Here is a 19,357-nt window from a genome sequence, read left to right as displayed (position 1 = left end):
ACTTGGATGATTGGTCGCGTGACGATCGATCAGCCGGACCCGGTGTGGGGCGCCCTGAGTACCGTCAGCGTGCTCCTCGGCCTTGTCGTGGTCGTCCTCGGCGTGCGGGTCGCGGTGACGCGACGGTTCCCCACCGTCTGGGTGCGGGTGGCGCGGCTGACCGAGAGCCAGCGGTCCGAGCCGCTCCGTCGTGGTGGCTTCCTCGCGCTGCTCGGTGCGAGCCTGCTCGTCCAGCAGGTGCCGCTGCTCGCCCCCGTGCCCGTCATGCTCGGGCGGGCGCTGTTCGCACTGGCACTGCTCCTGCTGGTGGGCGCGATGGGATGGTTCGGCCTGCTCCGGCGCTGACCCCAAAGCAAAACGCCGACCGGCGTTTCCGCTGATCGGCGTCGCAATAGCCCGGCGAAAGGCTATGTGGCCAGGGGCGGGGTCGAACCGCCGACCTTCCGATTTTCAGTCGGACGCTCGTACCAACTGAGCTACCTGGCCGTGGTGCTCGGCTCATGCTACCCAACCTGCGGGATCGCCGCTGGGACGGGTCACATGCCCCGATACGCAGAACGCCGCGCGAGTTGCGCGGCGTCAGCGCTTGCGGTCCTGACGGGACTTGAACCCGCGACCTCCGCCTTGACAGGGCGGCGAGCACTCCAACTGCTCCACAGGACCTTGCTGGTGTTGCCTCCGGCCTGAGCCGGACCGTGCCCCCAACGGGATTCGAACCCGTGCTACCGCCTTGAAAGGGCGGCGTCCTGGGCCGCTAGACGATGAGGGCGGCCCCGCCATCATTGCACACTCGCAACGTTGAACGGACTTGCTCCCATCCGGCCCCGCCGGAGGCTTCGAAAGCATACGTGATGGCGTACCGGTCGACCAAACCGGTATGGCGGCAGCCACAACGCCCCGGAAAACACCAGCTCGGAGGTGGTCTAGGTAAGTCTGGCGACGCCGTGGTCGCGCTTCAGGCCGCTTATCACCTTGGCGCAGGCCGCGAGGGTGGCCGAGCGGTTGCCGCCCCCGTCGTGCAGCAGGACAACGGCACCGGGGCGGGCTGACCGCTTCACCCGCTTCTCGATGGTGGCCGCGGTCGGCTTGGCCCAGTCCTGCGGGTCGACGGTCCAGTGCAACGAGCGCATGTCGAGCTGCTTGGCGACCTTCACCACCTCGGCGGTCCACCGGCCCCCGGGCTGGCGGTAGAACGGCACCTTCGCGTCGGGTACCGCCCGCCGGATCTCCCGGTTCGTGCGGACCAGGTCGGCGCGGATCTCGGGGACCGGCCGCCGGGCCAGGTCGAGATCGTGGTTCCAGCTGTGGTTGCAGAGCTGGTGCCCCTCCCGGACGATCCGCCGCAGCAGGCCCGGGTGCTTGCGGACCTGGGTACCCACCACGCAGAAGGTGGCTTTCACCTTGGCCGCCTTCAACCGGTCGAGCACCGTCGGCGTCCAGGCCGGGTCGGGTCCGTCGTCGAAGGTGAGGGCCACCTTCCTGGTGCCGGTGGTGCGGACCAGGCCGGCCGGCAGCTTCGCCGGCAGCGGTCGTAGCGCCGGCTTCGGCGGCACAGTGCGGGTCGGCGAGGGGCTCGCCTCCGGCGGAAGGGCGGCCGAGGGAGGCGGGCTCGACGGGGCGGTGGCCTCCGGGGTGCCGTCACCGCCAGCGCCGCAGCCGGCAACGAGCAGGACGACCAGGACAACCAGCAGGACACGGTGACGCATCGTTCGCTCCCGAGAGGGGGTTCGGGGATCGCGGACCCCCCGACGCTAGTTCACCCGATCTGGGTGGACCCACGGGGTCAGGAAGCGGCCGGACGATTCAGGGAGTCGTGCACGGCGACGGTGAGCGAGACCGCCTCGGTCAGGTCGGTCGGACGGACCACCCCGGCCGGCAGATTCCGGGCCGGCCAACCCGGGCCGGCCGCGAGCACCAGCAGCGGCCGGCTCGGCGCGGAGAGCAGGGCGGTGAGCTGGGCCGGGTCGGCGGTGGCCCGAGTCTGCGACCAGAGCACCACGGCAGCCGGTCCGGTCCGGTCGATCGCAGCGAGCAGCGCCGTCACCGGCACCCGGGCACCGAGCATCCGGTAGCCGACGCCGGCCTCGGCCAGCGCCGCGGCCAGCGCCTCCAGCGGCAGGCTGTGCTGCTCCTCGTCGGCACAGGAGAGCAGGACGCGCGGTGGCCCGGCAGCGGGGCCGGCGGACGCCACCGCGCCCAACGTCGCCGAGACACAACGGGACACCAGGTGCTCGACCTCGATCAGCGCGCCGGTGGCGACGTGCCGCTCGCCGATACCGACGAGCAGCGGACGCAACAGCCGGTCCCAGGTCGTCACCACACCGTCGGCGGCGATGGCGCGGGAGATCGTCTCACTGATCGCCTCGGCGTCCAGTCGCATCGCCGCCCGGGCCAGCCCCCGGGCCGCCGGACCGGCCCGACCGACCGGGATGGTCGTACCGCCGCCGTCCCGTCGTCTGCGCTTGCCGGCGGAGACGCCGACGGACGCGAGGGCGTCGGGTGCCTGGCGGGCCCATCTGGCCGCCTCGGCGGGGCTGACCCCGTCGGCGGTGAGCCGCCGCATCACCTCGAGCCGGGCCAGGTCGGCGGGGGTGTAGCGCCGGTGGTGACCCGGAATGTGCTGGCTGGGCCCGAGGCCGTACCGCTGGTGCCAGGTGCGCAGTGTGGTCACCGCGACCCCCAGGCGCTGGGCGACGACGCCCGCGCTCAGCGCCTCATCGGCCACCCGGCCGCTCCGGCGCGTCGTCGGCCGGCCGCCCGGGCGGTTTCGCGGGTTGCAGCAGCCGATCCAGTACGCCACCAAGCCACGGTGCGTAGGTGTCGGGATCGCGGTGGAGCGCGGCGGCCAGCTGGGTCGGCTCGGCCCAGCGCAGCTCCGCCACCTCGGCCGGCTCCGGGCGTAGTGGCCCGTCGGTGGGAAACTCGCCGCGCAGGACGTGGTCGTACTCGACCTCGACCCGCCCGGTGGCCGGATCCTCGGCCCGGTAGACGTAGACGCCGATCTCGCTCAGCGGTACCGGTCCGGCGCCCAGTTCCTCCGACAGCCGCCGGTTGGCGGCCTCGGCCAGGTCCTCACCGGGATTGGGGTGGCCGCAGCAGGAGTTCGCCCAGCGCAAGGGGAAGCGGGTCTTCGTCGCGGCGCGTCGCTGGAGCAGCACCCGGCCGTCGGGCGCCACGAGCAGCACGGAGAACGCCCGGTGCAACTGACCGGGCGGCTGGTGGGCGGCGGCCACAGTGGCCTCCCCGACGGGCTGACCGGCGTCGTCGACCAGCTCGACGAGATGACTTTCCCGGGACTGCGGCATCAGCGCCACCCACCGTTCCCGAGCGTGGGGCTCGGCACCGCCTCGCTGTTCGAGATCATCGCTGCTCCCCGGTGATCCGGGCGGCGGCGAGCTTGCCGGAGATGAGAACCATCGGTACGCCGACGCCGGGTTGGGTGCCCGAGCCGACGAACACCACGTTGGACAGCGAGCGGTGCAGGTTCGACGGCCGGAACGGGCCCGTCTGGAACAGGGTGTGCGCGGAGGCGAACGGCGTACCGGCCGCCATGCCCTGCTCGGCCCACTCCGCCGGAGTGATCGCCCGCAGCACCTCCACGCCCGCGCCGAAGCCGACGTAGCCGCGCTCCTCCAGCGTGGTGATGAGCTGGTCGGTGTAGCGGGCGGTGAGGTCGCCGCGCCAGTCGAACGGTGCCCGGTCGAGGTTCGGCACCGGAGCCAGCACGTAGTAGGTGTGCCGGCCACTGGGGGCCACCGCCGGGTCCGTCCGGCTCGGGTTGGTGACCAGCAGGGACGGATCGGACATCAGGTTTCCCCGCCGGATGACCTCGTCGAAGGTGCCCTGCCAGGCCCGCCCGAAGTGGATGTTGTGATGGGCGATGCGTCCGTAGCCCTGGGTCGAGCCGACGTGCAGCACGACACACGAGGGCGAGTAGGTGAGCCGGCGCTGCCGGGTCGGCGGCAGCAGGTCGCGGTAGGCCACCGGAAGGTCGGGGTTGAGCACCACGGCGTCGGCGGGGACGAACTCCCCGTCAGCGGTCACCACACCTGTGGCTCGACCGTTCGCGGTCTCCACCCGGGTGACAGTCGTTCCGTACCGGATCCGCACGCCGTGCTTCTCGGCGGCGCCGGCCAGCCCTCGGGAGACGGCGTGGATGCCGCCGCGCGGGAAGAAGACCCCGGCCACCGAGTCGAGGTACGCGATGACCGCGTAGATGGCCAGCGCGTCGTGCGGGGCGAGGCCGGCGTACATCGCCTGGAAGGAGAAGATCCGTCGGGTGCGCGGGTCCCGGAAGAACTGATCGATCTTCGTTTGCAGCCGACGGAAGGCACCCGTGGCAACGAGTTTGAGCAGGTTGCCCGTGAGCAGGTCGGTGGGGGCGTCGAGATTGCGCTCGATGAAGTCGGCCCGCTCCAGTCGCCACAGGTTCCGGGCGAAGTCGACGAAGCGTAGGTAGCCGTCGGCCTCCCGGGGCCCGCAGACCCGGGAGATCTCCGCCGCCATCGCGGTGGTGTCGGTGAGCACGTCGAGCGTGGAGCCGTCCGGGTAGTAGGCGCGGTAGGCCGGGTCGAGCGGCATCAGATCGAGCCAGTCGGTCAGCTCCTCGCCGACCGCGGCGAGCGCCTCGGCGATCAGATCGGGCATGGTGAGCACCGTGGGGCCGGTGTCGAACTCGTAGCCGTCGACGCTGAGTCGGCCGGCCCGCCCGCCCGGCACCGCCTCGCGTTCCAGCACCGTCACCTGGCGTCCGCTGCCCGCCAGGTGCAGCGCGCAGGCCAGCCCGCCGAGGCCGGCCCCGACGACGACCACCTGGTCAGTACGCCCGTCAACGGTCCGCACCGATGACCACCTCTCTGGGAGACCGGGAAACCTCGGGAGTTTCCCGACGCTCGCTGTGCAGGGAGCCCATCATGCCCTCCGGTGGGTGGCGGCGGTCGCGAGGCCGACCAGCGCGGTGCGGGCGGTCTCGTCGATGGCTACCGCGTCGAGCGCGGCCAGCGCCTCCTCGACGCGTTCGTCGATCATCCGCTCGATCCGTCGTACGGCGCCGGTGTCGACCACCACCTCGGCGAGCCGGGCGATCTCCGGCGCGTCGGCCGGCCGGCCGGCGCCGTCGAGTGCCCGCAGCTGCGTCGGGGTGGCCAACTCCCGGGCCAGCACGAGCAGCGCCGTCGGTTTGCCGGTACGTAGGTCGTCGCCGGCCGGTTTGCCGGTGGTGGTGGGGTCGCCGAAGACACCGAGCAGGTCGTCGCAGAGCTGAAAGGCCTCGCCCACGGCGAGACCGTAGCGGGTGTACGCGGTGGCCAGCGCGCTGTCGCCGCCGATGCCGGCCAGGCTGGCACCGAAGAGCAGTGGTCGTTGCACGGTGTAGCTGGCGGTCTTGTACCGGGCCACCCGGAGCGCCCGGTCCACCGACCAGCTCTCCGGGTCGGTCTCGCCGAGGACGTCGAGGTACTGCCCGGCGACCGTCTCCACCCGCATCCGGTCGTAGCCGTGTCGCACCTGGAGCAGCCGGTCCGCCGGCAGGTCGGCGAGGGCCAGCAGTTGGTCGGCCCAGACCATGCAGAGGTCGCCGATGAGGACCGCGACCGCCTCGCCGAACCGCCCGGAGTCGCCGTTGCGGCCCGCCGCGGCGTGCTGGGTGGCCACCGCCACGTGCGCGGTCGGTCGGCCGCGTCGGGTGGCGGAGGCGTCCATCACGTCGTCGTGCACGAGCGCGAAGGTGTGCAGCAACTCCAAGGTGGCAAGTGCGGGCAGCACCGGGGTGACAGGCATGTCGCCGCCGACCGCGCCACGCCACCCCCAGTAGGCGAATGTGGGTCGGACCCGCTTCCCGCCGGAGAGGACACAGTCGCGGGCGGTGGCGGCGAAGCCGCCCATCGCCGGGTCGATCGCGGTGAGGGCGTCGACCTCGGCGGTCAGGAACTCGGCAAGCGTGTTGTCGACGGCCGTGACGATGTCACGGGTGTAGGCGGCCAGGACGGCAGCGATCGGGTCGACTCCACCGACCGGCTGCTCAGGCACCACGCGAAGGAGGTTACCCGTTGGTCCGTCGCTGGCCATGCCGCCGAGCGTACCCTAAAGTCTCAAGTTGCGTCGATTGGTGCGTCGAATCAGAGGAGGGGCCGGTGGACCTGGATCTCGCCGCTGCCTACGACAGATGCCGTGAGCTGCACAGACGTCATGGCCGCACCTACTATCTCGCCACCCGGCTGCTGCCCGCATGGAAACGGCGGCATGTGCACGCTTTATATGGATTCACCCGCTACGCCGACGAGATCGTCGATCAGACCGACGCCCTGCCTCCGGCCGAGCGCGCGGCCCGGTTGGACGACTGGGGTGGACGGTTCGTCGCTGGGCTGCACGGTGCGCCGGTGAGCGACCCGCTGCTGCCCGCGGTGCTGCACACCATCGCCGTGTTCGACCTCGACCGGGAGGACTTCGCCTCGTTCCTCAAGAGCATGGCGATGGACCTGACCGTCACCTCCTACCGCACCTACGATCATCTGCTGGACTACATGGAGGGATCGGCGGCGGTCATCGGCACGATGATGCTGCCCATCCTGGGCAGCTCCGCTCCGGCGGCGGCCCGCGAGCCCGCCCGGCAGCTCGGCTTCGCGTTCCAGCTGACCAACTTCATCCGGGACGTCGGCGAGGACCTGGCCCGGGGGCGGACGTACCTGCCCGACGAGGACCTGGCCGCCTTCGGCGTGACGCGGGAGGACCTGTTCGCCTGTCACGCCGCCGGGCGGGCCAGCGGGCCGGTGCGTGAGCTGATCCGGTACGAGGTGACCCGCGCCCAGGCGCACTACCTCGCCGCGGCGCCGGGCGTGGTCCTGCTCGACGGTGCCTCGCAGGCCTGCATCCGTACCGCATACCTGCTCTACGGCGGGATCCTCGACGAGGTGGCCGCGCAGGACTACGACGTCTTCGCCCGCCGCGCCACGGTGCCGCAGCGACGCCGGCTGGGTGTGGCCACCCGTGCCCTGCTGACCCCGGCCGGCAGCCCGGTCGCCGTGCCCGGACCGCCGGTGCGGTGAGCGGGCGTACCGCTGTCGTGCTGTTCACCCGCGACCTGCGGGTGCACGACCACCCGGCGCTGGCGACCAGCTGCGCCGCCTTCGACCGCGTGGTGCCGCTCTACGTGCTGGACCCGACGCTCGCGGAGCTGTCGCCGAACCGCACCCGCTTCCTGCACCAGAGCCTCGCCGCGCTCCGTGAGGCGCTGCGCGGGCTCGGCGGTGACCTGGTGCTGCGGCACGGCGATCCGGTTGCCGAGACGATCCGGCTGGCCGGTGAGGTGGGCGCCGAGGGTGTGGCGCTCTCCGCCGACGTCTCCCGGTACGCGGCCCGCCGGGCGCGACGCCTGCGGGCCGAATGCGACAGGCATCGGCTGCACCTGCGGTTCTTCCCCGGCCTGACGGTGGTCGAGCCGGCGGAGCTGACCCCGGGTGGTGGTGACCACTATCGGGTGTTCAGTCCGTACCACCGGGCGTGGAGCGCCCGGCGGTGGCGGGAGGAACTGTCCGCACCGACCACAGTGGTGCTGCCGCCCGGCGTGCCGGTCGGGCGCCTCCCGGCGCTGCCGGCGGGCGACTCGCCGGATGTGGTGACCGGTGGGGAGGACGAGGCACGGCAGCGGTTGGCCCGGTGGCTGCCCGACGTCGCGCGCTACGGCGACCGCCACGACGACATGGCCGGCGACGCCACCTCCCGGCTCAGTCCGTACCTGCGCTTCGGCTGCATCTCACCGCTGACCGTGGCCAACACCATCGACGACCGGGAGTCCCCGTTCGTCCGTCAACTCTGCTGGCGGGACTTCTACCATCAGGTGACCGCCGCCTTCCCCGACCTGCCGCGCAAGGCGTACCGGCGGCGCGCGACCGAGCACTGGCGCTACGACGGGCAGGCCCTCACCGCCTGGGCCGAGGGTCGCACCGGTCTGCCGATCGTGGACGCCGGCATGCGTCAGCTGCGGACGCAGGGCTGGCTGCACAACCGGGCCCGACTGATCACCGCCGGCTTTCTGACAAAGACTCTGGGGCTGGACTGGCGGGACGGGCAGGCGGTCTACTTCCGGTGGCTGCTCGACGGCGACATCGCCGACAACTCGGGCAACTGGCAGTGGGTCGCCGGCACCGGCAACGACACCAGGCCGTACCGGGGGTTCAATCCGGTTCGACAGGCCGAGCGGTACGACCCCGACGGGGCGTACGTGCGGCGCTGGGTGCCCGAACTGGCCTCGGTGGCGGGTGGCGCGGTGCACCAGCCGTGGCGGCTGCCGGAGGCGCTGCGCCGCACGCTCGACTATCCGCCACCGCTGGAACCGCCGGGCGACACCCCGATCTGGTTGCGCTGAGCTGTTCCGCGTGCCCGGGTGGCCGGGGACGGAGCGGTGCGCGATGCTGGCGGCATGGCGGAGCCGGAACTTGTGGACGTGGTGGTGCTCGGGCTCGGCGTCGGCGGTGAGGAGGTGGCCGGTCGGCTCGCGGAGGCGGGGCTGACCGTGGTCGGTGTCGAACGCGACCTGGTCGGCGGGGAGTGCCCGTACTGGGGCTGTGTCCCGAGCAAGATGATGATCCGGGCGGCCAACGCGGTCGCCGAGGCCCGCCGGGTCGACGGTCTCGCTGGCACCGCGCAGGTCACCCCCGACTGGGCGCCGGTGGCGAAGCGGATCCGCGAGGAGGCAACCGACGGCTGGGACGACCGGGTGGCGGTGCAGCGGTTCACCGACAAGGGTGGGCGTTTCGTACGCGGCAGCGGCCGGCTCGACGGCCCGGGCCGGGTGCGGGTCGGCGACCAGGTCTTCCAGGCCCGCCACGGCATCGTGCTGGGCACCGGCACCCGCCCATCGGTGCCGCCGGTGGACGGTCTGGCGGAGACCCCGTACTGGACCAACCGGGCGGCCATCGAGGTCGAGGAACTGCCCGCCTCGCTGCTGGTGCTGGGTGGTGGAGCGATCGGGCTGGAACTGGCCCAGGTGTTCGCCCGCTTCGGCGTACGGGTCACCGTGGTCGAGGCGCTCGACCGGGTACTTGCCGTCGAGGAGCCGGAGTCGTCCGAGGCTGCCGCCGCCGCGTTGCGGGCCGACGGGGTGGAGATCCACACCGGCGTCAAGGCCGCCCGGGTCGAGCACGGTCCCGGAGGCTTCACCCTGCGCGGCACCGGGGGTGAGGAGTTCACCGCCGAGCGGCTGCTGGTGGTGACCGGCCGCCGCGCCCACCTCGACGAGCTGGGGCTGGACACGGTCGGCGTCGACGCGGGTGGGCGGTACCTGCCGGTGAACGACAGGCTGCACGTGACCGACGGGATCTGGGCGGTCGGCGACGTGACCGGCGAGGGTGCCTTCACGCACGTCGCGATGTACCAGGCCGCCATCGTGGTCGCCGATCTGCTCGACCACGTGCGGCGCGCGCAGGGTGGCGCGGACCCGAGCGGTACGGCGAGCGTGGTCGGTGGCGCGGTCGGCGCGGCCAGCTCGTTGTCCGCGACCGGGTCGAGCGGTTCGGCGGGATCGGTACCGCGCGCGGACTACCGGGCGCTGCCCCGGGTCACCTTCACCGATCCGGAGATCGGCGCGGTCGGCCTCACCGAGCAGCAGGCCCGGGAACGCGGGATCAACGTGCAGGTCGGCTTCACCCGGCTGTCATCGTCGGCCCGGGCTGGATCCACCGCACCGACGAGGTCGGCTTCATCAAGCTCGTCGCCGACGCCGACCAGGGGGTGTTGATCGGGGCCACCTCGGCCGGCCCGGCCGGCGGCGAGGTGCTGTCAGCTCTGGTCGTGGCCGTGCACGCGGCCGTCCCGCTGACCCAGCTCCGCCACATGATCTACGCCTACCCCACCTTCCACCGAGCGATCTCCGACGCCCTACACAACCTGGGCCGATGATCGCCCCCACCCCCACCCCACCCCCACCCCCACCCCGCGCGATCTTGTACTTCTTGTCGCCGCATAACGGTCATAAGGCGTATTGAGACGACCAAAAGTGCAAGATCGCGGGAACGGGGGTGGGGTCAGGGGCGGGTGGTGAAGCGGGTGGCGGCGGTGGTGGCGGCGTCGGCGGCTAGGGAGGGGAGGCCGTAGGTCAGTTCGGTGGCCAGGGCCTGCGGCTCCGGTTGGGCGGCGGTGGCCAGGACCGAGGCGCGGTCGTTGCGCAGGCAGGTCTGCGGATGCCCGGCGATCTCGGCGGCCAGCCGCTCGGCCGCCGCCCGGGACTCGCCCGGGTCGACCATCCGGTTGACCAACCCCATGGCGTACGCCTCGTCGGCCGGCACCGCACGCCCGGTGAGGATCAGATCCATCGCCCGGCTCTCACCGATCAGCCGGGGCAACCGGACCGTCCCACCGTCGATGAGCGGCACCCCCCACCGTCGGCAGAAGACACCCAGCACCGCGTCGGACTCGGCGACCCGCAGATCGCACCAGAGCGCCAGTTCCAGCCCGCCGGCCACCGCGTACCCGGAGATCGCGGCGATCACCGGCTTGCCGAGGACCATCCGGGTCGGACCCATCGGACCGTCCCCGTCCGGCTCCACCCGGTTGCCACTCGGCGTACCGATGGCCTTCAGGTCGGCACCCGCGCAGAACGTGCCGCCGGCACCCCAGAGCACCGCGACCGCAGCCGTCGGATCCGCGTCGAAGGCCCGGAACGCGTCGGCGAGCGCCCGGGCGGTCGGCCCGTCGACCGCGTTGCGGACCGCTGGCCGATCCAGGATCACAGTCGTCACCGGTCCGTTCCGTTCCACCCGTACCGTCATCCGGTCAGCATGCCCCGCCGTCGCCCGGCTGGCCATTCGTCCTCGGCGACCGGTTTGGGACGGCGTACGACGGGAAGTCGTTACTCGTGCGAGCGTTGTTGACGAAGATTGAGCAAGCCGCCGGCCTCGACCGGTTCGGTGACCGGTTGCAGCAGACGGTGCAGGGTGTGCTGCGCCCGCAGCGGGTCCGCGACCTGTTGCACGGGGTCTGGCTGGGCCACCCGCTGCACCCGGCGATGGTGCAGCTACCGGTCGGCGCGTGGATCAGCACGGCGGTGCTGGACCTGATGCCCGGGCAGCGCAGGGCGGCGACCACCCTGACCGCGGTCGGCACGCTGAGCGCGCTGCCGGCGGCGGTCGCCGGGCTGAACGACTGGGCGGGGCTCTCCCGTGACCAGCGTCGGGTCGGCCTGGTGCACGCCGCGTCGAACACCGTCGGGTTGGCGCTCTACGGCGCTTCGCTGGCCGCGCGGCTGTCCGGCCGGCACGGACTCGGGCGTACCCTCGGCTGGCTCGGCCTCAGCGCTGCCGGCGCCGGCGCTTATCTCGGCGGGCACCTGGCGTACAAGCAGGGTGCCCAGGTGAACGTGAGCGTCTCCGACCTGCACCTGATCAGCGAGGGCTGGCATCCGGTGGCGGAGATGACAAGCCTGCCGCAGCGGGAACTCGTCACCCGGAAGGTCGACGACGTGTCGGTGATCCTCTACCGGCACGGTGACGACGTGACTGTCATGTTGGAGCGTTGCCCGCACCAGAGTGGCCCGCTCGGCGAGGGCGAGGTGCGCGAGATCGACGGGCATGCGTGCGTGGTCTGCCCGTGGCATGGCAGCACCTTCCGACTCAACGGCGGAGAAGTGGTGCACGGCCCGTCCCCAACGACCAGCAGGTCCTACCGACCCGGATCGTCAACGGCCGGCTGGAGGCCCGACTGCCCTGACCCGGGATCCCGACCGACCGGATGTGTGGCGGTTGCGGTGGCCAGTGGTCGGCGTGTCGGCCACTTCGACTGCCACACATCACGTACGTGGGGTGCGGCTGCGGGGTGTCAGTCTTTGCGGTGTCGGCCGATGGGCAGCTCGCGGGGGATCGCGAGGGGTGGGTGGTGGCGGGTGCCGGTGCGGGACATGGCCGGTCGGCGGCGTAGACCGAGCACCGCGCCGATCTGCGCGCCGACGATGCTGGCCACGGCCAGCACGGCGGAGACGGCGAGCGGACGGTTCACCCGGTCGGGTTCGCCGGCCCGGGCCGCACCCACTGTCACCACCGGTGCCTGCTCCTGAGGCGTCTCGGCCGGCTCCTGCTGCCGCCCTTCGGGACCGGCCGGCGCGGTGGTGGCCGATCCTGGTCGCTTGGTCGGGTCACCGGGCAGCTCCACCGCCTCACCGGGCCGTTCCACCGAGTCGCCGGGCTTGCCCGGCGTCGGGCGGCTCTGCTCGGTGCGCTCCGGTCCGGGGGCGGGCCGGGGCTTCGGTGCGACCAGCCGGCCGGTGGCGTGTGACCGGGAGCCCTGGTCGTGCGCCTCGGCAGGAAGCCTGATGAGCTGGCCGGGGTGGATCTGGTCCGGGTCACGCAGCTTGTTGAGCGCGGCCAACCTGTTGTAGTCGTCGAAGTCGTCGAGATATCGATCGGCGACCCCGCCCAGGTAGTCGCCCTTGGCGACCCGGTAGACGGGTGCGTCGGCTGGGGCACCGGCCCGATCCGTCCGTGCTGCTTCCGCTGGCCCGGCGTCCGTCCGTCCGGTGTTCGTCGGCCCGGTCGCCGCCGGGGCCGCCATCACGGGAGCCGGAGCGAACGCGACGGCGGCCGCCGGGCTCCCGCCGTACGCCGTCGCGCCGTAGGCGGTGGTGGCGGCGGTGGCGGCGGGGCTGGCGGCGAGGATCAGCGCGACCGACCCGACAAGCGCGGCGGCGGCCCGCTGCTGCCGGCCCATGCCCGGCAACCGGGGAGCGGGCCGGTCCAACGCCTGCGCCCCCAGTTCCACGAGCACCGACAGGGCGAAGGTGGCCCAGCCGAACCAGCCGGCGATGGCAAGCGCCCGCAGGAAGAGTTGCCCGTCGTCGCGGCTGGTCAGCGTGGTGCCGATCTCCGCGAGCGTGGGTACGTGGTCGGGGAGCGGGTTGCCGGCGAAGGCCAGCAGCGCGATCGGCCCGCCGACCAGCAGACCGATCAGCACGACAAGCGCACCGAAACCGGTGAGCACCCGACCGGCCCGCCGTACGGCGGTGCCACCCGATGCGGCCATGGCTACCTTCCTTCCCTAGGGAGCCCCGGTCAGCGCCCGCGCGGTCGCCTCACCGGAGACGGTGACGGTGTCTGAGAAGCCGAACAGACCGAGCGCCGCCCGGTCGTAGGTGACCTGGACGCGTACCCGGATCAGGGTTTCGCCGTCGACGACCGGGAAGTTGACGGTGTGGCCGCTGGCCCCGGCGGTGGCGAGGTAGTCCCGGACGGCACGGCGGGCCTCGCGTCGGTTGATCCGCTTGGGTCCGCCCTCGATGGCGGTGGCCCGGTCGATGGCCTGGCCGCCCGCGCGGGCCGCCTCGGCGGCCAGGTTCTCGGCGCGTTGCAGCGTCTGCAGCTGACCTGCGCCGTCGAACGCCATGCCGATGATGGCGAGCACCCCGATCAGGGCCACGGCGAGGAAGATGCTCACCCGACCGGCGTCGCCGCGTCCGGCCGTCATCCCCGGCTCCGGTAGCGGTCCAGCGGTGAGGTGAACGAGGCGGTGACCCGTTGCCCGTCCGGCATGGTGAGTGCCGGCAGCTTGATGTCGGAGTAGGAGACGGTGCAGGCGATCTCGACGGTGACCGTCGCGTTCTGCCCGACGTCGCTGGTGAATGCGCGCCTGAAGCTGGTGGACCGTCCGTCGACCGAGCCGCGCAGGGTCACCTGCGGGGATCCGGCGCAGGACACCCCCCGCCAGTCGAGCTGGCTGCGGGCCGCCGCGAGTGCCTCCCGCCGGGCGGTGGCGGCGTCCCGGGAGATCGAGGCGGCCCGGGCCGCGTCGTGCGCGGCGGCCTCCAGCGCCGCGTTGGCCACAGCGGTACGCCCGGCGACCCCGCCCAGCACCATCATCGCCACGAAGGCCGGTGCCAGTACCGCCACCTCGATCGAGACGGAACCCCGGCTCATGAGGGCTCGGTCCATCGTTCAGCCGTCCCGTGCGCCGTCTGCTGGACGGAGAAGCTGACCCCCGGCACCACCGAGAGAGCCTTGCCGGTCACCGTGCAGGTCACGTCGGTGTCCGTGACGACACAGCTCGGCCCCGGCTCGTCCCAGTCGACGAGCCAGTCCCCGGCGGTCCGGAGGAACCTGGCGGCGCGCTCCTCACCGGCACCCGCCGGTGCGTCGAAGAGCCGCTCCGCGTTGACTCCGCTCTGCGCGGCGTTGAGCGCTGTCGACCGGGCGACGAAGACGACGGCGACCTGGATCGAGGCGAACAGCATCACCAGGATCGCCGGCAGGGCCACCGCCAGCTCGACCGGATTGCCACCCCGCTCGCCGTCGCCGGGCAGCACCCGGTGCCGGGTGGCGGCGACCACCCGGTACCAGCCGGTGGAGAGGCGACGGAACATCGATCAGGTGTCCGCCGGGTCCTGGTGGGTGGGGATGTTGTCCATCCAGTCGTTGGCCGCACCGAGGGCGGCGGCGGTCACCGCCATCGCCACGGCCACCAGGCCGAAGATGATCACGGCGGTCGGCACCGGGCTGTCGCCACGGTCGCCGCGCAGTTCGGCGAGCCGCGCCCGTAGCGCGACGTGTACGTAGGTGAGGACGGACATTCGGGGCTCCTTTACTCGGGATCGGCCTAGAGGCGGGCCAGGAACGGGTAGATGGCGAAGCCGAGCAGGACGAAGACCAGCAGCGCGCCGGGGATGTCGAGCCGGCTGGTCACCCCCTCGGCCCGGGCCAGGTTGTCGGTGCGGATCTGGTCGCGCAGCGAGTCGGCCCGGCTGCGCAGGGTCTCGTGCACCTGTGCGCCCTCACTGCCGGAGGAGCGCATGATGGCACCGACATCGCCCAACTCGGGGATGCCGATCTGGTCGGCGAGATCGCGCAGCTCGTCCCAGGGCGAGTGCATCTGCATCTGGGCCATCCGCAGCGCCTCGGAGATCCGGTCGAAGACCCAGCCCTCGCAGATCGCGGCGGCCCGTTCCAACGACTGCACCGGGCCGTGCGCCGCGGACAACTGCAATGCGACCAGGTCGAGGTAGGTGCAGACGGCCTGGCGGAACTCGTCCCGCGCGGCGTCGGCCTTGGCCAGCACCGACCGGTGCGCCACAAGTGCGCAGAGCAGCGCCAGGCCGAGGCTGCCCAGCACCGGTACGGCCAGCGGCAGCGCGACGCCGACGGTGAAGAGGGTGACGCTGAGCAGCGCCGGAGCGGAGAGTCCGATCAGGGCGGAGAGCAGCAGGGAGAGGGCGTACTGCTCGGGGGTGCGGTCGAGCAGGGCCAGTTGCCGGTGCGGTGGGCGCAGCCAGCGGGCCAACCCGGTGAGCCAGTCCAGCCGCCGGTCGGTGGGGCCGGTGCGGGTGGCCCCCGGCGGCTGGTGCAGTCGGCGCAGCGCCGGACCGAGCGCCGGGGTCGCCGGCACCAGCTCGCGGACCACCAGGAACAAGCCGAGGCCGAGCGTGGCACCGGCCACCACCGCGAGGGTGAGATGCAGATTCACGCCACCACCTCGCCCGGGTCGGGGGCCGGCAGGAACCGGGCCGGTCGGGGCGGCTGACTCATCGACCGCACCCAGGCCAGCAGCGCCACGAAGGCGGCACCGAGCACCCCCATCACCACCTGGCCGAACGGGGTGTCGTACGGCTGCACGTATTCGCGGTTGAGCAGTCCGTACGCGATGGTGGCAAGCGTCATTCCGGTGAGGAAGCGCACCGCGAAGCGGGGCTGGGTGCGCTTGGCCTCGATCTCCCGGCGGGTCGCCACCTCGGCCGCCGCGGCCGAGGCGATCGAGCCGAGCACGTCGCCGAGGCGCTCGCCCCGGTCGGTGAGGTGCAGGATCAGTGCCGCGACCACCTGGTCGCAGACCGGGTCGCCGATATCGTCGGCGAAGGCCAGCAGGGCGGAGCGGGCCAGCCAACCGGCCTGGAGCCGGGCGGCGAGCAGGCGTACCTCCTCCTGGATCTCCTCCGGGGCGGTGGTGACCGTGCCGATGATCGCCTGCTGGAGCCCCTGCCCGGTGGCGGAGACGTCCTTCAGTCGACGGGTCCACTCGCCGACCGCCTCGATCCGGGCGATGGCCCGCTGCTCGGCCCGGCCGACCGAGAACAGCCACGGAGTGCCGGGCACCGCCACCGCGACCAGCAGGCCGACCACGGGCAGACCGGTCAGCAGGAAGGCCAGCGCACCGGCTACCACCGCGCCCACCAGCAGCGACCTGTGTGCTCGCTGCTCGCGGGCCGTGGTGCCGGAGCCGCGCCAGAGCCGCCCGAGACCCGGGCCCGCTCCGGGTGCCCGACCGGGCGGGCGGCGGGTGCCGACGAGCGCGACGACCGCCAGCACCAGGCCGGCCACGCAGGCCGCGCCGGAGACCAGGGCGATCAGCTCGATGTTCGTACGCACCGGCTCACCGCCGACCGAGTCGGGTCTGCCGGGGCCGGCGCCAGGCACCCTGCCCCGCCTCGATCCAGCGGCTCAGCAACCGGGCGTCGTAGCCCACCCGCAACAGCTGCTCCCGGACCCGTTCCGGCAGGTGCCGGGGGACCGCCCGGCCGTCGGGGCCGGGACCGAAGACCTGCGTGGTGGTGATCCGGCTGCTCTCACCGACACCCAGCACCTCCTCGACGTGCGAGACGAAGCGGTGCTTGCGCCCGCCGATGCCGGTCTCGTCGTCGACTGTGACGTAGACGATCAGGTCGAGTGCGTTGCCGGCCATCCGGCGGGCCTGGTCGACTGTCATCTCCCGGCCGTGCGCCAGCGCCAACTCGATGATCCGCTCGCTCACCCCGGCCGGGGTACGCGCGTGGATCGTGCACATCGACCCTCGGCTGGTGGTCATCGCCTGGAGCATCGGCACGATCTCCCGGGAGCGGACCTCACCGACGATGATCCGCAGCACGCCCATCCGCAACGAGACCGGGATGAGGTCGGCGATGCTGACCTCGCCCGCGGGTCGACCGTCGGGTCCGCGTTCGCCGTGCCCCTCCCGGGCCTCGAAGCTCATCACCGCCCGGTGCCGCTCGCCCCGGCGGGCCGGGAGCAGCTCCCGACTCTCCTCCAGCAGCACGTACGGCTCGTCCGGCGGGATCTCGCTCATCATGGCCCGGATCACGGTTGTCTTACCGGCACCGGCCAGCCCGGCGACCATGATGTTCAACCCGGCCCGCATCGACGCCCGGAGGAAGTCCCGCAGCAGCGGGTCGATCATCTCGTCCAGGTCGCCCCGGCCGCCGGCCAGGTCGTCAAGGGTCACGTCGAGGGTGTTGTGCTTACGGATCACCGCGTACGGACGGTGGCTGACCAGGAACACCGCGGCGAGTCGGCTGCCGTCGGGCAGTTGCAGGTCCAGTGTGGGTTTCGAGGTGGACAGGGAGCGTTCCGTCGCGCCGGCCCGGCGGGCCGCCGCCTGGAGGATCTCCACCAGCTCGTCGTCGCTGTCGGCGATGGGGTCGGCCCAGTCGACCCCGCCACCGTGCCGGGTGATGCGCACCTGGTCGCAGCCGAGGATGTGCACCTCCTCGATGGTGTCGTCGACGAGCAGGGTCTGGAGTCGCCCGAGGCCGGCCAGCTCGGCGGTCACCTGGTCGAGCAGCAGCCGCTCCTCGCCGGCGGCCATCGGCGTGCCGGCACGACGCACCGCGTCGGCGTACTCGGCGACCAGCTCGACGGCGAGCCGGGCCCGCTCGGTGTCCTCCTCGGCGACGCTGAACTCCCGGCCGCGCTGCCACCGGGTGAGCCGCTCGCTGAGCTGCCGGCGCAGCTCGCGTACCACCTGGAAGTCGACCCGAGGCCGGGGCGGTGGGGCCGCTGGCGGCACCGCGACGGGCGCCGGCATGTCGGCTGGTTGGTGGTGCCAGCCGTTGACCGGGGGCAACGGCGGGGCGGTGGAGGTGGCGCCCGGTGGCTGCCGGCGCGGGTCGGACGAGACAGGCTCAAATCGCATCCGGCACCCCCTGGGAGACGGGCCACGCGAGCCGGGCGCGCCGTCGTTCCAGCAGCGCGCCGATCGGCACCTCCAACTCGCGGGCCGCGCGCAACAGCGGCCGGCTGGCCCGCACCGTCCCGCCCAGGCTCAACACCTCGGCGGTACGCGGGTCGTGCGGCAACCTGCCGATCACCGGTAGCTGGAGGGCCTTGCTGACCTCGCTCCTGCCGTGGCCACCGCCGACAAGCAACAGGCGCAGCGTGCCCGTCGGCACCCGGTGCTCGGTGAAGTCCCGTTCGATGGCCTGGAGCATGGCCCGGGTGCCGGACAGGTCGGGCAACTGCGCCCTGGACACCACGAGCACCACCGACGCGGCGCGGAGCAGCGGCCAGGGCGGGCCGGTGACGTGCAGCCGTCCACAGTCGACGACCACGTCGTACGGCGGGTCGCCGCGTTCCAGGGCGGTGAAGAAGTCGGCGAAGCGCTGCCAGAGCGGCGTGACGCTGCCGGCCTGCGCGGGGTCGACCACGCCCGGCAGCAGGAGCCGTTCCCGGCGGGGCGCGTCGAGGTCGACAAGTTGCGACCAGAACGCGTTCTCCAGGTTGCCGTCCCGCAACTCGCCGACGGCCAGCTCACCGATGCCACGCGGCCCGTCGAGCGCGCCGCCGAGGTAACCGGCGAGGACGGAGCCGCCGGCCGGGTCGCACTCGGCGAGGATCAGCCGCCGGTGCCAGCTCAACGCGCAGGCCAGCGCGGTGGTGGTGACCCCCGGCGAACCCTTGGCCGAGACCAGCGCGATGATCGCCATGGTCAGGCCGCCTTGGTCAGCACGACCGCGATCCGATCCTGGGCGGCCAACGCCACCACGGCCGGCACGTCCCGGACCGCGAGGGCCAGGTAGACCACTACCTCGTCCCGGCCGTCGGTGGAGACGGCGTCGGTGACGGTAGCGGTGAACCGGGTGGCACCGGACGACGAACCCCCGTCGCTGTCGCTGCTCGGGGTGCTGACCAGCAGCACCTGGTCACCGGGGCGCAGCTTCGGGGCGGGCACCTGGGCCGCGCGTAGCCCGAGGGCGAGCTGCTGCTGCCCGGGGCCGAGCAGCGGATCGTCGGTGAGCTGGGCCATCGTCAGCAGGGAGCCCGGGGCCAGGGAGACGGCGGCGCGCATCCCGATCACCTCGGCGAGCCGGGAGGCGGGCACCGGTTCGAGCCCCTGACCGCCGGCCACCTGCACCGACACCAGGTCGTCGGCGCGTACCACGCTGCCGACCTCGACCGCCCGGGCCACCGCCAGGTAGCTGCCGGTCGCCCGGACCGAGGTCACCGCGAACGCCGAACCCAGGCCGCCTAGGGCGATCAGCAGGACGGCGAGGCCGAGCAGGCCGGGCCGGACCCGGCGTTGGCGGACCACCCGGGGCGGGGCGACCGGCGCGTCCACAGGAGAGGTTCCGTTCCGGGTCGCCACGCTCACTTGTACCAACCTTCCGTTCGCGACTGCG

Annotated in this window: 19 protein-coding genes, 3 tRNA genes and 2 pseudogenes; 5 read left to right on the top strand and 19 right to left on the bottom strand. The window is 72.7% G+C overall.

What is annotated here, in order from left to right; all coding sequences use genetic code 11:
* The first annotated feature begins 18 nt into the window (after positions 1-18).
* Complete coding sequence (locus CLT74_RS20780; protein ID WP_099848080.1) at positions 19-345, top strand: hypothetical protein; 327 nt, start codon at positions 19-21, stop codon at positions 343-345.
* Positions 346-412: 67 nt separating this feature from the next.
* Here the strand turns inward: CLT74_RS20780 and CLT74_RS20775 are convergent.
* The 8 genes from CLT74_RS20775 to CLT74_RS20740 all read right to left on the bottom strand — a co-directional run bounded on the left by CLT74_RS20775 (position 413) and on the right by CLT74_RS20740 (position 6,066).
* A tRNA-Phe gene (locus tag CLT74_RS20775) sits at positions 413-486 on the bottom strand.
* Between the two features lie 103 nt (positions 487-589).
* Positions 590-663 (bottom strand) — tRNA-Asp (locus tag CLT74_RS20770).
* 33 nt (positions 664-696) lie between these two features.
* Positions 697-769 (bottom strand) — tRNA-Glu (locus CLT74_RS20765).
* 154 nt (positions 770-923) lie between these two features.
* Positions 924-1,706: a polysaccharide deacetylase family protein gene (locus tag CLT74_RS20760; RefSeq protein WP_099848077.1), complete on the bottom strand. Its 783-nt coding sequence runs from the start codon at positions 1,704-1,706 to the stop codon at positions 924-926.
* A 77-nt stretch (positions 1,707-1,783) separates the two neighbouring features.
* Positions 1,784-2,725 carry a MerR family transcriptional regulator gene (locus CLT74_RS20755; RefSeq protein ID WP_099848075.1) on the bottom strand — a complete coding sequence of 314 codons (942 nt, stop codon included), beginning with the start codon at positions 2,723-2,725 and terminating at the stop codon, positions 1,784-1,786.
* A complete protein-coding gene (gene idi, locus CLT74_RS20750) occupies positions 2,715-3,305 on the bottom strand; it encodes an isopentenyl-diphosphate Delta-isomerase (protein WP_099852492.1) in 591 nt (196 codons plus the stop codon). The genes CLT74_RS20755 and idi overlap by 11 nt, the downstream gene beginning before the upstream one ends.
* Positions 3,306-3,360: 55 nt before the next feature.
* Positions 3,361-4,842, bottom strand: coding sequence for a phytoene desaturase family protein (crtI, locus tag CLT74_RS20745; protein ID WP_099848073.1), 1,482 nt, complete (start codon positions 4,840-4,842; stop codon positions 3,361-3,363).
* A 69-nt stretch (positions 4,843-4,911) separates the two neighbouring features.
* Positions 4,912-6,066 carry a polyprenyl synthetase family protein gene (locus CLT74_RS20740; protein WP_099848071.1) on the bottom strand — a complete coding sequence of 385 codons (1,155 nt, stop codon included), beginning with the start codon at positions 6,064-6,066 and terminating at the stop codon, positions 4,912-4,914.
* A gap of 65 nt (positions 6,067-6,131) precedes the next feature.
* On the opposite strand from CLT74_RS20740, the gene CLT74_RS20735 reads away from it, so the two are divergent.
* From CLT74_RS20735 to CLT74_RS20725, 3 genes and pseudogenes are all read left to right on the top strand, one after another.
* Positions 6,132-7,043: a phytoene/squalene synthase family protein gene (locus tag CLT74_RS20735; RefSeq protein WP_099848069.1), complete on the top strand. Its 912-nt coding sequence runs from the start codon at positions 6,132-6,134 to the stop codon at positions 7,041-7,043.
* Entirely contained in the window at positions 7,040-8,362 is a 1,323-nt protein-coding gene (locus CLT74_RS20730) for a cryptochrome/photolyase family protein (RefSeq protein ID WP_099848067.1), read from the top strand. The genes CLT74_RS20735 and CLT74_RS20730 overlap by 4 nt, the downstream gene beginning before the upstream one ends.
* Before the next feature lie 54 nt (positions 8,363-8,416).
* Positions 8,417-9,894: pseudogene (locus CLT74_RS20725) on the top strand (dihydrolipoyl dehydrogenase family protein).
* A gap of 125 nt (positions 9,895-10,019) precedes the next feature.
* Here the strand turns inward: CLT74_RS20725 and CLT74_RS20720 are convergent.
* On the bottom strand, positions 10,020-10,763 hold the full coding sequence (locus tag CLT74_RS20720; protein ID WP_099848065.1) for a crotonase/enoyl-CoA hydratase family protein: 744 nt from the start codon (positions 10,761-10,763) through the stop codon (positions 10,020-10,022).
* 86 nt (positions 10,764-10,849) lie between these two features.
* Here CLT74_RS20720 and CLT74_RS20715 point away from each other — a divergent pair.
* Positions 10,850-11,700: pseudogene (locus CLT74_RS20715) on the top strand (Rieske (2Fe-2S) protein).
* A 108-nt stretch (positions 11,701-11,808) separates the two neighbouring features.
* Here CLT74_RS20715 and CLT74_RS20710 read toward each other — a convergent pair.
* From CLT74_RS20710 to CLT74_RS20665, 10 genes are read right to left on the bottom strand one after another with little or no spacing between them, the layout of a single operon-like run.
* Positions 11,809-13,005 carry a LysM peptidoglycan-binding domain-containing protein gene (locus tag CLT74_RS20710; RefSeq protein ID WP_099848063.1) on the bottom strand — a complete coding sequence of 399 codons (1,197 nt, stop codon included), beginning with the start codon at positions 13,003-13,005 and terminating at the stop codon, positions 11,809-11,811.
* A 15-nt stretch (positions 13,006-13,020) separates the two neighbouring features.
* Positions 13,021-13,446: a pilus assembly protein TadG-related protein gene (locus CLT74_RS20705; protein ID WP_099848061.1), complete on the bottom strand. Its 426-nt coding sequence runs from the start codon at positions 13,444-13,446 to the stop codon at positions 13,021-13,023.
* Positions 13,443-13,910, bottom strand: a complete 468-nt coding sequence (locus CLT74_RS20700; protein WP_099848059.1) for a TadE/TadG family type IV pilus assembly protein — start codon at positions 13,908-13,910, stop codon at positions 13,443-13,445. Before CLT74_RS20700 ends, CLT74_RS20705 begins: the two co-directional genes overlap by 4 nt.
* Positions 13,892-14,338 carry a TadE family protein gene (locus tag CLT74_RS20695; protein ID WP_099848057.1) on the bottom strand — a complete coding sequence of 149 codons (447 nt, stop codon included), beginning with the start codon at positions 14,336-14,338 and terminating at the stop codon, positions 13,892-13,894. The genes CLT74_RS20700 and CLT74_RS20695 overlap by 19 nt, the downstream gene beginning before the upstream one ends.
* Before the next feature lie 3 nt (positions 14,339-14,341).
* Positions 14,342-14,545, bottom strand: coding sequence for a hypothetical protein (locus tag CLT74_RS20690; RefSeq protein ID WP_099848055.1), 204 nt, complete (start codon positions 14,543-14,545; stop codon positions 14,342-14,344).
* Positions 14,546-14,571: 26 nt separating this feature from the next.
* On the bottom strand, positions 14,572-15,435 hold the full coding sequence (locus CLT74_RS20685; protein WP_099848053.1) for a type II secretion system F family protein: 864 nt from the start codon (positions 15,433-15,435) through the stop codon (positions 14,572-14,574).
* A complete protein-coding gene (locus CLT74_RS20680) occupies positions 15,432-16,334 on the bottom strand; it encodes a type II secretion system F family protein (RefSeq protein WP_099852490.1) in 903 nt (300 codons plus the stop codon). Before CLT74_RS20680 ends, CLT74_RS20685 begins: the two co-directional genes overlap by 4 nt.
* 4 nt (positions 16,335-16,338) lie before the next feature.
* A complete protein-coding gene (locus CLT74_RS20675) occupies positions 16,339-17,874 on the bottom strand; it encodes a CpaF/VirB11 family protein (RefSeq protein ID WP_099848051.1) in 1,536 nt (511 codons plus the stop codon).
* Positions 17,864-18,664: a ParA family protein gene (locus CLT74_RS20670; RefSeq protein ID WP_099848049.1), complete on the bottom strand. Its 801-nt coding sequence runs from the start codon at positions 18,662-18,664 to the stop codon at positions 17,864-17,866. Before CLT74_RS20670 ends, CLT74_RS20675 begins: the two co-directional genes overlap by 11 nt.
* Before the next feature lie 2 nt (positions 18,665-18,666).
* Positions 18,667-19,329: an SAF domain-containing protein gene (locus CLT74_RS20665; protein ID WP_099848047.1), complete on the bottom strand. Its 663-nt coding sequence runs from the start codon at positions 19,327-19,329 to the stop codon at positions 18,667-18,669.
* Positions 19,330-19,357 lie beyond the last annotated feature (28 nt).

This window comes from Verrucosispora sp. CNZ293 (genome assembly GCF_002754655.1).
Note: the sequence above shows the minus strand (reverse complement) of the source record. Positions and strands in the feature narration are given on the sequence as shown.

Bases quoted from the DNA above. Each gene is read 5' to 3' on its own strand.
- CLT74_RS20705 (WP_099848061.1), bottom strand. From the start codon at position 13,446: ATGACGGCCGGACGCGGCGACGCCGGTCGGGTGAGCATCTTCCTCGCC.
- CLT74_RS20740 (WP_099848071.1), bottom strand. From the start codon at position 6,066: ATGGCCAGCGACGGACCAACGGGTAACCTCCTTCGCGTGGTGCCTGAG.
- CLT74_RS20760 (WP_099848077.1), bottom strand. From the start codon at position 1,706: ATGCGTCACCGTGTCCTGCTGGTTGTCCTGGTCGTCCTGCTCGTTGCC.
- CLT74_RS20720 (WP_099848065.1), bottom strand. From the start codon at position 10,763: ATGACGGTACGGGTGGAACGGAACGGACCGGTGACGACTGTGATCCTG.
- CLT74_RS20700 (WP_099848059.1), bottom strand. From the start codon at position 13,910: ATGGACCGAGCCCTCATGAGCCGGGGTTCCGTCTCGATCGAGGTGGCG.
- CLT74_RS20695 (WP_099848057.1), bottom strand. From the start codon at position 14,338: ATGTTCCGTCGCCTCTCCACCGGCTGGTACCGGGTGGTCGCCGCCACC.
- CLT74_RS20710 (WP_099848063.1), bottom strand. From the start codon at position 13,005: ATGGCCGCATCGGGTGGCACCGCCGTACGGCGGGCCGGTCGGGTGCTC.
- CLT74_RS20670 (WP_099848049.1), bottom strand. From the start codon at position 18,664: ATGGCGATCATCGCGCTGGTCTCGGCCAAGGGTTCGCCGGGGGTCACC.
- idi (WP_099852492.1), bottom strand. From the start codon at position 3,305: ATGCCGCAGTCCCGGGAAAGTCATCTCGTCGAGCTGGTCGACGACGCC.
- CLT74_RS20690 (WP_099848055.1), bottom strand. From the start codon at position 14,545: ATGTCCGTCCTCACCTACGTACACGTCGCGCTACGGGCGCGGCTCGCC.
- CLT74_RS20675 (WP_099848051.1), bottom strand. From the start codon at position 17,874: ATGCGATTTGAGCCTGTCTCGTCCGACCCGCGCCGGCAGCCACCGGGC.